General features: G+C 61.5%; 12 protein-coding genes. 9 read left to right on the forward strand and 3 right to left on the reverse strand.

Features of this window, described 5'->3' with window-relative positions; genetic code table 11:
* The first annotated feature begins 1 nt into the window (after position 1).
* Both FDM28_RS15150 and FDM28_RS15155 read left to right on the forward strand, forming a co-directional pair.
* Positions 2 to 1,273, forward strand: coding sequence for a heme biosynthesis HemY N-terminal domain-containing protein (locus FDM28_RS15150; protein ID WP_138516603.1), 1,272 nt, complete (start codon positions 2 to 4; stop codon positions 1,271 to 1,273).
* 41 nt (positions 1,274 to 1,314) lie between these two features.
* Positions 1,315 to 2,391, forward strand: coding sequence for a GGDEF domain-containing protein (locus tag FDM28_RS15155; RefSeq protein WP_138516605.1), 1,077 nt, complete (start codon positions 1,315 to 1,317; stop codon positions 2,389 to 2,391).
* A 97-nt stretch (positions 2,392 to 2,488) separates the two neighbouring features.
* On the opposite strand, the gene FDM28_RS15160 is transcribed toward FDM28_RS15155, so the two are convergent.
* The gene (locus FDM28_RS15160) at positions 2,489 to 5,482 is read right to left on the reverse strand and encodes an Rne/Rng family ribonuclease (RefSeq protein WP_138516608.1); all 2,994 of its coding nucleotides are present in this window, start codon (positions 5,480 to 5,482) and stop codon (positions 2,489 to 2,491) included.
* A gap of 495 nt (positions 5,483 to 5,977) precedes the next feature.
* On the opposite strand from FDM28_RS15160, the gene FDM28_RS15165 reads away from it, so the two are divergent.
* The 4 genes from FDM28_RS15165 to FDM28_RS15180 are packed head-to-tail and all read left to right on the forward strand — an operon-like array spanning position 5,978 to position 9,195.
* Positions 5,978 to 7,063 (forward strand): RluA family pseudouridine synthase, encoded by a 1,086-nt coding sequence (locus FDM28_RS15165; protein WP_138516610.1) that lies wholly within the window; start codon positions 5,978 to 5,980, stop codon positions 7,061 to 7,063.
* Positions 7,064 to 7,071: 8 nt separating this feature from the next.
* Positions 7,072 to 7,746 carry an HAD family hydrolase gene (locus tag FDM28_RS15170; protein WP_138516612.1) on the forward strand — a complete coding sequence of 225 codons (675 nt, stop codon included), beginning with the start codon at positions 7,072 to 7,074 and terminating at the stop codon, positions 7,744 to 7,746.
* A 27-nt stretch (positions 7,747 to 7,773) separates the two neighbouring features.
* Positions 7,774 to 8,157 (forward strand): Rieske (2Fe-2S) protein, encoded by a 384-nt coding sequence (locus FDM28_RS15175; protein ID WP_138516614.1) that lies wholly within the window; start codon positions 7,774 to 7,776, stop codon positions 8,155 to 8,157.
* Positions 8,158 to 9,195 carry a S49 family peptidase gene (locus FDM28_RS15180; protein ID WP_138516616.1) on the forward strand — a complete coding sequence of 346 codons (1,038 nt, stop codon included), beginning with the start codon at positions 8,158 to 8,160 and terminating at the stop codon, positions 9,193 to 9,195. It begins immediately after the preceding gene.
* Positions 9,196 to 9,213: 18 nt separating this feature from the next.
* Here FDM28_RS15180 and FDM28_RS15185 read toward each other — a convergent pair whose 3' ends face one another.
* The gene (locus FDM28_RS15185; protein ID WP_138516619.1) at positions 9,214 to 9,969 is read right to left on the reverse strand and encodes an SAM-dependent methyltransferase; all 756 of its coding nucleotides are present in this window, start codon (positions 9,967 to 9,969) and stop codon (positions 9,214 to 9,216) included.
* The gene (locus FDM28_RS15190) at positions 9,966 to 10,571 is read right to left on the reverse strand and encodes a Maf family nucleotide pyrophosphatase (protein ID WP_138516621.1); all 606 of its coding nucleotides are present in this window, start codon (positions 10,569 to 10,571) and stop codon (positions 9,966 to 9,968) included. The genes FDM28_RS15185 and FDM28_RS15190 overlap by 4 nt, the downstream gene beginning before the upstream one ends.
* A 25-nt stretch (positions 10,572 to 10,596) precedes the next feature.
* On the opposite strand from FDM28_RS15190, the gene FDM28_RS15195 reads away from it, so the two are divergent.
* From FDM28_RS15195 to plsX, 3 genes are all read left to right on the forward strand, one after another.
* Positions 10,597 to 11,133 (forward strand): YceD family protein, encoded by a 537-nt coding sequence (locus tag FDM28_RS15195; protein WP_138516623.1) that lies wholly within the window; start codon positions 10,597 to 10,599, stop codon positions 11,131 to 11,133.
* A 120-nt stretch (positions 11,134 to 11,253) separates the two neighbouring features.
* Complete coding sequence (gene rpmF / locus FDM28_RS15200; protein ID WP_087496852.1) at positions 11,254 to 11,436, forward strand: 50S ribosomal protein L32; 183 nt, start codon at positions 11,254 to 11,256, stop codon at positions 11,434 to 11,436.
* A gap of 108 nt (positions 11,437 to 11,544) precedes the next feature.
* Positions 11,545 to 12,570, forward strand: coding sequence for a phosphate acyltransferase PlsX (gene plsX, locus FDM28_RS15205; RefSeq protein WP_138516625.1), 1,026 nt, complete (start codon positions 11,545 to 11,547; stop codon positions 12,568 to 12,570).
* Positions 12,571 to 12,594: the final 24 nt, after the last annotated feature.

Consider the following 12,594-nt stretch of genomic DNA (forward strand, 5'->3'; position numbering starts at 1 on the left):
TATGCGATTTGCCTTGTGGCTGATGGCCTTGTTCGGTGTCGCGGTAGCGTCTGCCTTGTTTGCAGGTGACAACCAAGGCACCTTGACCTTGTACTGGCCGCCTTACCGGGTGGATCTGTCATTGAACCTGGTGTTGCTGGGGCTGGCTTTGACCTTCCTTACGCTGCATCTGGCGCTGCGGGGGCTTGCCGGGCTGTTCAGCATTCCGCAACAGGCGCGCCGCTGGCGTTTGTCCTACAAGGAGCGAACCATTTATTCGGGCCTACTGGACACGATCTCGCACTTGGTAGCCGGCCGCTATGTGCGGGCGCGCAAGGCGGCCGAGCTGGTGGTCGCGGTGGAAGATGCCATGCTCTCCAGCGGCGACGCCTTGCCGGACGCCGCCCGCCTGCGTACCCTGGCCCATTTGCTGGCAGCCGAGAGCGCCCATGCCTTGCAAGACCGCAGTACCCGGGAAGCCCATTTTCAGCACGCACTCGACGAAGCCGCCAGCAAAGAGGCCAACGACTTGCGCGACGGCGTACAACTGCGCGCAGCCCGCTGGGCGCTGGAAGACCGGGACGCTTCGGGTGCCGTGCAGTGGCTGGAGCAGTTGCCCGTGGGCACGGCCCGCCGCACGATTGCGCTGCGCCTGCGTTTCAAAGCGGCGCGTCAGGCCCGCAATACCCGTGTGGCATTGGATACCGCACGGGTGCTGACCAAGCACCGCGCGTTCTCTGAAGTGGCAGGTGCCGGCATTGTGCGTGGCTTGGCGCTGGAGCTGTTGCGCGGTGCCCACGATACAGCCCAGATGGAGCACGCTTGGGGCGCGCTGGAGGCCGCCGAGCGCCAGCTGCCCGACGTGGCGCTGGAAGGCGCTGAGCGCTTGCTGGGCCTGGACGGCGATGCCTCGGTGGCACGCCAGTGGGTGCTGCCGCTGTGGCAAAACCCGCAGACCCCGGCGCTGACCTACGAGCAGCGTGTGCGCTTGGTGCGTGTGCTGGAGCGCAGTTTTATGGCGGCAGATGCTCCGGCGGACAGCACCTGGCTCTCTCGCATCGAGGCTGCACAAATGGCCCAGCCGGGTGATCCGCTGCTGCAGTACCTGGCTGGCGTACTGTGTGTGCGGCTGTCCTTGTGGGGCAAGGCGCAGGCGCTGTTGCGGCAGGCCATCCCCATGCTCAAAGACGCCGACATGAAACGCAGGGCTTGGCTGGCCATGGCGGAATTGGCGGAGCAACGCTCGGACAGCAAAGCTGCAACAGAGGCCTACCGGGCAGCCGCCAAGGCGTAAACCGCGATGACGCCGCTGCGTGTTGCGGCTATTATGGTTTCATGGCAACACTCATTGAACACCTGATCAAGCTCACGGACCACCGGGACCGTGATTTGCTGGAACTCACGCTCTCCAAGGCGTTGATTGACCTCATTCCTATCCAAAGGGTGCTGGTATCCAAGGTAGTGAGCGAAGAGGGCGTCAAACGCTGGATGGACGTGACCGTGCTGGACGCCCGCGGCGGCGGCAAGGTGGTGGACCCACTGCGCATCGATTTTCAGACCCTGCCCCTGCTAGAAGATAACCGCGACCGGCTGCATTGCATCCAAACCCAAGAGCAGGTAGAAATTGCCTGGGCGGGCGAAGAGGGCCCCCGTATCACCTACCTGCCTTTGTTTGCTGATCCGGTGGTGGGAGATGAGGGCGTGCTGGAAATTCACTCCGCCAGTGCGCTGCAAGAAGGGCAGCTGCAGACCGTGGGCGACTTGTCCCGCGTGTTCCGCAATATGTACCGCCTCTTGGCCTATAGCGACCGGGATGCGCTCACGGGTTTGCTCAACCGCAAATCCTTGGACGACACGTTTTACAGCGCGGTGCTCGAAGAGCTGGGCGAAGTCGAAGATAGCGCCGCAGCAGCCCGCCAGTCCGCTTTGGCCCCGGGACAGGAACGCCGGCACCGGGTGCCGCCCAACTATTGGCTGGGCACGATCTCGGTGGACAACTACGGAGTCATCAACGATCACAACGGCCACCTGATCGCCGAAGAAGTGTTGCTGCTGGTCGCCCGCATCATGAACAACACCTTCCGCACCTATGACCGTTTGTACCGCTTCGGTGGCGAGCAGTTCGCAGTGTTGATGCACTGCCCGGATGAGGCTTTGGTGCTCGCCGCGTTTGAGCGCTTCCGTGCCAATATTGAAAAATTCAATTTCCCGCAGGTCGGGCGTTTGACGATTTGTGCAGGCTTTACCCGCGTGAGTCCGGACGATTCCCCCAGCACGGCACTGGAGCGTGCAGAGCGGGCGGTGGACTATGCGCAGCACCATGGCCAGAACAAGGTGTTCAGCCATGCTGAGTTGGTGCGCAAAGGCTTTTCCGGCGACTCCTTGAAAATTGGCGCGGTGGATATTTTTTAAAACGAAGAGTTACCCGACCCAATGACAAAGGGCGCCACGAGGGCGCCCTTTGTCATTGGAGGGCTCGTCATCCCCAAGGGAATGACGAGCACATCACTCAGGCCGTTTGATTTTCTTCAAAGGGCAGTTTCAAGTCCCGCAGGTCGCGGCGGGTTTCCACCAACACCAATGGGCGGTCATCCAAGGCCACGGGCGCAGGACGCTCGCGGGGGATGTGCACCGGCTTGGGTTCTGCCGCGATAGCGGCTTGCACGGCAGCGATCTTGTCAGCGTCCGAGTTCACCCACTGCAAACCGGAGCCGGAGGCAACTGCCGCCAAGGCGTCGGTGGGCAGTTGGTAGCCCTCCACTTTGGGCATGCGGCCCGAAGACGTTGCTGCTGCGGGGGTTGCAGTGGCTGCTGGCGCTGGAGCAGCAACTGCCACTGCAGGCGCAGCAGGTGCCACCGATACAGGAGCCGCTGCTACGCGTGCTGCCGGAGCAGCCGAGGCCTCAGCGGCAACAGGAGCTACCGGTGCGGGGGCAGGGCTGGCAGCGGGTGCTTCCAGTGTTTCCGCTGCGTCGGTGCCTTCCGCAGGCGCTCGCTCACCACGGGGGGCACGGTTGCCGCGGTCACGGCCATAGCGGTCGCGGGAGCGGCGTTCACGGGGCTCTTGGGTGTTAGCGGCATCGCCAGACACTTCTTCTGCTTGCACAGGCTCCGCTTGGGCGTCTGCGGGCAGGTCGCCTGCAGGCGGTTCGCTACGGTTAGCGTCTTCGTTGCGCGGGCCACGGTCGTTGCGGCGGCCGCGGCCATTGCGGTTGCGGCCTTCACGGGCTTCGCGCACTTCGCCTTGTCCGTCTGCCACGGCTTCCACGCCGTCTGCCAAGGCCTGAGGGGCCTCTGCATTCACGTCCGCGTTGCGGGGGGCATTCTCGTTGCGATCTCCATTGCGAGGACCGCGGTTGCCGCGTTCATTGCGGTTGCCACGTTCCTGGCGGCCTTCGCGGCTTTGCGGTGCTGCCGCGTTGTCCGATTGCAGGCTGACGTCAGCGCCTGGAGCCTTTGCCTGCTCGCCGTCCATACGGTCTTGGCGCGGGGCGCGATCGCCGCGTTCGTTGCGGTTACCGCGTTCGCCGCGTTCACCACGGCCGTTGCGGTCGCCGCGCTCGGGGCGGCCACCGCGCTCTGTGCGCTCGCCGCGGCCGTCAGGACGGGCTTCGTTGCGGGGCTCGCCACGGCCTTCACTGCCACGTTCACCACCGCGATCGCCGCGCTGGTTACGGCCACCGTTGCGGTTGCCATCGCGTCCGTTGCGGCCTTCGCGCTTGTCGTCGGCCTTGGCCGGTGCAGGTGCTGCGGCAGGCGCTGGCGCAGCTTCAGGAGCTGCAAACAGGCTCTTGATCCAACCGAAAAAGCCTTTGGAGGCTGGTGCCGCTGCCACGGGTGCCGCCACTGGAGCCGCCACGGCCTTGACGGGCTCGGGCTTGGGAGGCGCGATAGGAGCCGGTGCATCCGGCAGTACGCCCTTGATGACGGGAGTCTGCTTGTTGGTCGGCTCTTGCGAGCGGCGGGTCACGCCGGTGGCTTCTTCCATGTCGTCGGCCATCTTGTAGCTGGCTTCGATGTGGTCCAGGCGCGGGTCGTCATGCTTCAGGCGCTCGAGCTTGTAGTTGGGGGTTTCCAAGGTCTTGTTGGGCACCATCAACACGTTGATGCGTTGCTTCAACTCGATCTTTGCAATCTCGGTGCGCTTTTCGTTCAGCAGGAACGAAGCGACTTCGACTGGCACCTGGCACAGCACGGAGGCGGTGTTGTCCTTGAGGGACTCTTCCTGGATGATTCGCAAAATCTGCAGGGCGCTGGATTCAGTGTCGCGGATGTGGCCGGAACCGCCGCAACGGGGGCAGGGGATGGACGCACCTTCGGAGAGGGCCGGGCGCAGGCGCTGGCGGCTCATTTCCATCAAACCGAACTTGGAGATGGTTCCGAACTGCACGCGGGCGCGGTCCTGGCGCAGCGCATCGCGCAGGCGGTTTTCCACTTCGCGGCGGTTGCGGGACTCTTCCATGTCGATAAAGTCGATCACGATCAAGCCACCCAAGTCGCGCAGACGCATCTGGCGGGCCACTTCGTCAGCGGCTTCCAGGTTGGTGCGGGTCGCGGTTTCTTCGATGTCGCCGCCCTTGATAGCGCGGGCCGAGTTCACGTCCACGGAAACCAGCGCTTCGGTGTGGTCGATCACGATGGCGCCGCCGGAAGGCAGGGTCACGGTGCGGGCGTAGGCGGATTCGATCTGGTGTTCGATCTGGAAGCGGCTGAACAGCGGCGCGTCGTCACGGTAGCGCTTCACGCGGGCGGCGTGCTCGGGCATCACGTGGGCCATGAACTGCTGGGCCTGCTCGTACACGTCGTCGGTGTCGATCAGGATGTCGCCGATGTCGTGGTTGAAGTAGTCGCGGATGGCGCGGATCACCAACGATGACTCTTGGTAAATCAGGTAAGCGCCCTTGCCGCCCTTGGCTGCGCCGTCGATGGCGGACCAGAGCTTCAACAGGTAGTTCAAGTCCCACTGCAGCTCAGGAGCGCTGCGGCCGATACCGGCGGTGCGGGCGATGATGGACATGCCGTTGGGGTATTCCAACTGGTCCATGTTTTCTTTGAGTTCGGCGCGGTCTTCACCTTCAATGCGGCGGGATACACCACCACCACGGGGGTTGTTGGGCATCAAGACGACATAACGGCCCGCTAGGGAAACGAAGGTCGTCAGGGCTGCGCCCTTGTTGCCGCGCTCTTCTTTTTCCACTTGCACCAGCAGTTCCTGGCCTTCGCGGATCGCGTCCTGGATGCGGGCCTGGCTGGCAGACACGCCTTGCTGGAAATACTGCTTGGAGATTTCCTTGAACGGCAGGAAGCCGTGGCGGTCTTCGCCGTAGTCCACAAAGCAGGCTTCCAGGGAGGGCTCGACGCGGGTGACGACCGCTTTGTAGATGTTGCCCTTGCGCTGCTCGCGGCCTTCAATTTCGATTTCGTAGTCGAGGAGTTTTTGTCCGTCGACGATAGCCAAGCGGCGTTCTTCAGCCTGCGTGGCGTTAATCAGCATCCGTTTCATGGATTGCATCCTTCTTCAATAAGCACATGCCCTCTTGGGGCTAACGAAGCCGGACTGACGAATTGAAGTGAGGAGGAATTGCCGGAGAACTTCAGGTCACACGAGGTGTCGAAGCGTAGGCGCGTGGATGGGGACGAGGGATTGCGTTTGTGAACTTGCTATCAAATGAATAGCTGGTTGCGCAGGTAGTACCGGGGCTGCAGGCCGATTTGTGCCATTAAACGGCGCGAAAACGCTCCGCAGGCACAGGGTCATCAGGCTTAGCAACACAAACATCTCGTTTCATTCCGTCCGTCAACCGTGGGCTGACGGACTTGGGGTATTCCGTATCAGGGTTTCAATTCGTCGGCTTGACCGCTGGGTGACACCGCCATCGCCCACAACTGGCGGGCAATTTGCGGGTCGCGCCCACCGGAGGCTTCGACCTTCTAGCGATGCGTTCAGTGGGGTGTGGACTAAACTCCAGACAAATCAACCACTTACGGCACGTCGCTAGTGAAACACATTATAGGGGGCAATCTGCCCCTACCCACCCCCCTTGCCAACGCCCAAGTCAAATCCGTCACGGTGGACGAAGAGAGCGACGGCCAGCGCCTGGACAACTTTCTCATGCGCGAGCTCAAAGGGGTGCCCAAAACCCATGTGTACCGCATCATCCGTAGCGGAGAGGTTCGGGTCAACAAAGGCCGTGCCAGCGCGGACACCCGCATTGCCACCGGCGACATTATTCGCCTGCCGCCGGTGCGCATTTCGGAGCGTGCCGAGCAAAAAACAGCCGCCATGGCTGAGCAGGCGGGTCGCTTTGTGCCCGCCAAGGATTTTCCGGTGCTGTTTGAGGATGACTACTTTTTGGCGGTCAACAAGCCTGCCGGCGTGGCGGTGCATGGCGGCTCGGGCGTGAGTTTCGGCGTCATCGAGCAGCTGCGCATGGCGCGTCCCAAAGCGACATTTTTGGAGTTGGTGCACCGCTTGGACCGGGAGACCAGCGGTATTTTGCTGGTGGCCAAGAAGCGCAGCGCCCTGAAAAATTTGCAAGACCAGTTCCGCGAGCGGGAAACCGGCAAGACCTACCTGGCCTTGGTGGCAGGGCAGTGGCCTACTAATAAGAAGGTGCTGGACAAAGCTTTGCAGAAGTACCTGCTGCCGGATGGCGAGCGCCGCGTGCGGGTGGTGGCCAAGGATCACCCGGACGCCATGCCGTCCTTGAGCTTGGTCAAGGTGCATTCGGTCACCCCTGCTGCTTGCACGGCGCAAACACCGCAGCACAGGGCGTATTCCCTGCTGGAGGTAACCATCAAAACCGGCCGTACCCACCAGATCCGGGTGCACCTGGCCTCGGAGGGCATGGGCATTGTGGGGGACGACAAATATGGCGACTTTGAGCTGAACAAGGCACTGACGCGCGACGAAGGGTCTGTGCCGCTCAAGCGTATGTTTTTGCATGCCTGGCGTTTTCAGTGCAATCACCCGGCCACGGGTGAGCGCGTGGCACTGCAGACAGACCTGCCGCCCGAGCTTGCCCGTTTTCTGCTGCAGGCCATTCCCGAAGACCCGGGCGCGGCCGTACCGGTTCAGGGTTAAATCGGGGCATGAATTCCAACGCTTTTCGCCCCCGCCGGTTCGATCTGATCGCTTTCGATTGGGACGGCACCTTGTTTGACTCCACGGCCCTGATCACCCGCTGTATCCAGCTGGCGGTGAAAGACGTGGGTGGCACCGTGCCGAATGACAAAGATGCTTCCTATGTCATCGGCATGGGGCTGATGCAGGCGCTGGCCCATGCCGCGCCCGATGTGCCGACTGAGAAATACCCGCTGCTGGGTGCCCGCTACAAGCACCACTACAGCGTGCACCAGAATGACATCACCTTATTTGACGGCGTGCTGGAGATGCTGGACCGGCTCAAAAACCGCCAGCACTTGCTGACGGTGGCCACCGGCAAAAGCCGTGGCGGGCTGAATGAAGCACTGCGCGATGTCAACCTGCAAGGCATTTTTGATGGCTCGCGCACCGCAGACGAGACCGCCGGCAAGCCGCATCCCCTGATGCTGCAGGAGCTGATGATGGAATTCGGCGTCGAGGCAGACCGCGTGCTGATGATCGGAGACACCACCCACGACCTGCAAATGGCGGTGAACGCCGGCTGTGCCAGTGTGGCCGTGAGCTATGGCGCCCATGAGCCGGACAGCTTCGGCGCGCTGGGCCCCCTGACGATTGCCCACTCGGTGGTGGAGTTGGACGCCTGGCTGCAGGCCAACGCCTGATATTGATTAGTCTGACAAGGAGCCCTCATGCAGGATGCTGTTCCCGAGTCCCTCGGAATTGCCTTGTGTAACTCCGCCGATCTGGTGGACAGCGGGCTGGCAGTGCCCTTTGACGTGATTTATTGCGGCCAGACTTGCTACGCCTTTGTCATTCGCTACGCAGGCAAGGTGTATGCCTATCTGAACCGCTGCTCGCACGTGCCCATGGAAATGGACTACCAGCCCAACCGGTTTTTTGACCTGACCGGGCATTGGTTGATCTGCGCCACCCACGGGGCCATGTACTCCCCCCAGACGGGCCAATGCCGCACCGGGCCCTGCCGTGGCAAATTGGTGTCGATTGCGGTCACCGAGGTGGACGGCGTGGTCCACTGGCATACTTCCCCCCATCTCCAACCGGTATCTTTTTAAATGACCGACTCCCAATTTCCCTCCGATGCACCCGAAGAGCCAAAAGTGCCTGTAGCGCCCGTAGAGACTGCGCAAGCAGCTCCTGAAAAAGTAGCAAAAACGGCTGCGGCTACCGAGGGGTGGGAGCGCGCCACACTGGAAAAACTGGCGACCGCCGCTTTGGTTGAGCAGCGCGCAGCGCGGCGTTGGCGCAACGCCATCCGCATTGCCTGGCTGGTGTTTTTGAGTGTGGTGGTGTGGTTGGGCATGCAGCAAAGCGGTGCGCCCAGTGATATTGCGACGCCACACACTGCGGTGGTGAGCATCCACGGTGAAATTGCTTCGGGCAACGAAGCCAGCGCCGAGGTCGTCGTGGCTTCCGTGCGCGCCGCGTTTGAAGACCAGGGCGCCAAGGCGGTGGTTTTGCTGATCAACTCCCCCGGCGGCAGCCCGGTGCAGGCGGGCATCATCAATGACGAAATCCACCGCCTGAAGGCCTTGCACAAAAAGCCGGTGTACGCGGTGGTGGAAGAAACCTGTGCCTCGGCGGCCTACTACATCGCCGTGGCGGCAGACGAAATTTTTGTGGACAAGGCCAGCATCGTGGGCAGCATCGGCGTGCTGATGGACGGCTTTGGCTTTACCGGCCTGATGGACAAGCTCGGTGTGGAGCGCCGCTTGCTCACCGCCGGTGAGAACAAAGGCTTTCTCGACCCCTTCAGCCCTCAGACGGAAAAGCAGCGCGTGTTCGCGCAGGCCATGCTGGACCAGATTCACCAGCAGTTCATCGGCGTGGTCAAAGAAGGGCGCGGCAAGCGCCTCAAGGAAACTCCGGACATGTTCAGCGGCTTGTTCTGGACCGGCCAGCAGGCGATTGAGCTGGGCTTGGCCGACAAACTGGGCAATGTGGACTATGTAGCCCGCGAAGTGGTGAAGGCGGAAGAGGTGGTGGACTACACCCGTAAGGAAAACGTGGCGGAGCGCCTCGTCAAGCGCTTTGGCGCCTCCATCGGTGAAGGCGCCATCAAGGCCGTTCGCAGTCTGCCGGCCTTCCACTGATTTGCCGGCTGCGGTGGCTTAACGGCCGATCGAAAACACGGTGGGGGTGGCGTTGTCCAGCGCCCATCCGCTGTGCTTCCAGTGTTTGACGGTTTGGCTGTGGGTGGCCGCGCTTTCCAGCGTCAGCCCACTGGACGTGGCTAGCCGGGTGTTGGTTTGCAGGGTTTGCAACAGGCTCTGGAGCAGGGCAGTGTTGCGGTACGGCGTTTCAATGAAGAGCTGGGTTTGCCCGGTTTTGAGCGCCAGGGACTCCAGCTCCTTGATGCGCTTGACTCGCTCGGCAGGGTCTGAGGGCACGTAGCCCACGAACGCAAAATTTTGCCCATTCAAGCCGCTGGCAGCAAGCGCTAGCAACAGGGACACAGGACCCACCAGCGGCACCACACGAACGCCCAGTTCATGGGCCGCACGCACCACGGACGAACCCGGGTCGGCAATGGCGGGCATACCCGCCTCACTCACCAAGCCGATGTCGTGTCCTTGCAGGGTGGCGGCCAGCAGGGGCTTGGCGTCAAAGCCCCCTTGGTGGTCGCCTTTTTTATGAACTTCGCGTGGCAGCTCTTGCAGCTGCATCTCTTGGATGGGAGCACACAGCGGGTGCGACTCTCCCACTCGTTTCAGGTAAGCGCGTGTGCTCTTGGCGTTTTCGCAAATCCAGTGGCGCAGGCCCGCTGCTCGGCTCAGCGTGTGCTGGGGCATGCTGTCGGTGAGCGGGCTTTGGGTGGCGCAGCCGAAGTCCAGCGGAGCTGGCACCAAGTACAGCGTGCCGGTCATGCGGGTGTGCCCAGCAGGTTCAAGCCCGCCGCGCGCAGCATGCGGCAGGTGCGGATCAGCGGCAACCCGACCAGTGCGGTCGGGTCGTCGTTGTCAATCGCGTCCAGCAGGCTGATGCCCAGGCCTTCGCTTTTGGCGCTGCCTGCGCAGTCATAGGGCTTTTCGGCTTGCAGGTAATGCTCTATTTCGGTGTCGGAGAGGTCGCGGAATTGCACTTTCACTGCCGCCAGATCTTCCTGCACAAAACCACTGGCTAGGCACACCACGGCTACCGCCGTCTGAAAGATCACGGTTTGCCCGCGCATGGCTTGCAGCTGGGCGATGGCCCGCTCATGCGTGCCCGGCTTTCCGAGGGGCTGGCCTTGCAGATCAGCCACTTGGTCGGAGCCGATCACGATGGCCTCCGGGTGCTGCTCGGCCACTGCACGGGCCTTGGCCAGCGCTAGCCGCCGTGCCAGTGCTTCCGGTGCTTCACCGGGGAGGGGTGTCTCGTCCACATGGGGTGCTGCGACGCTGAAAGGCAGGCGCAGCCGCTCCAGCAATTCACGCCGGTAGACGGAGGTGGAGCCCAAAACGAGTTTTCTTGGTGGGGTGCTTTGCATGGTGTGATTCTCTTACACTGCGCGCATGAAACATGAATACTCGCCCCGCAGCCTGTCCATCAAAGCATTCGCCCAGGCCGCCGGTGAACTGGAATCCAGTCTCCCGCTGGCGGAATTTGAGCGTTTGCGTGGGGAATCGCTGGGGCCTGTTGAAGGTGTGATGGTGGCATTTTCGGCTCAGGGCGAAATGCTGGAAGACGCGGCTGGGCAGGATGAGCCTTGGGTGCACTTGTCGGGCACCACCACGCTGACCATGACTTGCCAGCGCTGCCTCGGACCCGTGGCTGTCGATATCGATTTCGAGCGCTCTTTCCGTTTTGTGGCCAATGAAGCCTTGGCTGAAGTGGAAGACGAAGAGTCGGAAGAAGACGTGCTGGTGATGAGCCGCGAGTTCAACCTATTAGAGCTGGTAGAAGATGAGTTGCTGATGTCCATCCCTCCTGTGCCCAAGCACGAGGAATGCCCCACAACTGTCAAGCTGGCTGCTGCCGATGCGGATTTTGTGGATGCGCCGGCCGACAAACCCAACCCGTTTGCTGTCTTGCAGCAACTCAAAAAGTAAGGCTTGGCGGGTGCCCTTACTTTGGGCTATAATCACAGGCTTCGTGTGCGTAACCCGCCGCGTTTTTACTAAACCCAACCGTGTTGCCACCTGCGCAGCACCTTTGCCCAGGAGCCGATCATGGCCGTTCAACAAAACAAAAAATCTCCTTCCAAGCGCGGCATGCACCGTTCGCACAACGCACTGAATGTGCCCGGCATCGCTGTGGAACCCACCACCGGTGAAACCCACCTGCGTCACCACATCAGCCCCACCGGTTTCTACCGTGGTCGCAAGGTGCTGAAGACCAAGTCTGAAGCCTGATTCTTCTGAATCCCGCAAAGCCCGAAGCTACAGTTTCTGTAGCGACGGGCTTTTGTCATTTTGGGGCCGGATAATCTCCCGCTACCTTGTCGTTGGATTGAATAGCGCATGATTACGATTGCCGTTGATTGCATGGGGGGCGACCATGGCCCTCAGGTCACTTTGCCAGCCTGTACCGAGTTTCTGGATCGGCACCCGGATGCCGCTTTGGTGCTCGTGGGCTTGCCTGACGCCTTGAAAGGCTTCTCGCACCCCCGCGCCACAGTGGTGTTGGCCAGCGAAGTGGTCACCATGGATGACCCGCTGGAAGTCGCCCTGCGCAAGAAGAAAGACTCCTCCATGCGGGTCGCGGTACAGCAGGTCAAGGATGGCGCTGCACAAGCGGCGGTGTCTGCCGGCAATACCGGGGCGCTGATGGCGATTTCCCGCTACATCCTGAAAACGATTGACGGCATTGAGCGCCCGGCGATTGCCGGCCAGATTCCCAATGCCAAAGGTGGCGCCACGACGGTGCTGGACTTGGGTGCCAACGTGGATTGCACTGCCGAGCACTTGCTTCAGTTTGCGGTCATGGGTTCTGCTTTGGTGTCGGTGCTAAGTGGCGATGAATCCCCGTCCGTCGGTTTGCTCAATATCGGTGAAGAAGTCATCAAGGGTAATGAAGTGATCAAAAAAGCGGGTGAACTCCTGCGATCTGCCGCCAAAACGGGCGATTTGAATTTTGTTGGCAATGTCGAAGGTAACGACATTTTCAAGGGCACGGCGGCCATTGTGGTGTGCGATGGCTTTGTGGGTAATGTGGCGCTCAAGACCAGTGAAGGCTTGGCGTCCATGTTCGGCACCTTTTTAAAAGCCGAGTTCTCGCGCAACATCCTGACTAAATTGGCAGCTATCGCAGCTTATTCGGTCTTAAATGCGTTTAAAAGCCGCTTTGATCACCGTCGTTACAACGGTGCAGCGTTGCTGGGCTTGCGTGGCCTGGTGTTCAAGAGCCATGGCTCCGCGGATGCGGTGTCCTTCGGCAACGCCTTGAACCGCGCGTATGATGCAGCCCGAAACAACTTGCTGGACCGCGTTCAGGTTCGCATTGCCCATGCTGCTGCTTTGCTGACGGTGGCAGACGCTGGCGCTTAAGCTGAACGGGGTGCCCACCACACC

The organism is Rhodoferax bucti, from assembly GCF_005876985.1.
GTDB classification, from domain to species: domain Bacteria; phylum Pseudomonadota; class Gammaproteobacteria; order Burkholderiales; family Burkholderiaceae_C; genus Allorhodoferax; species Allorhodoferax bucti.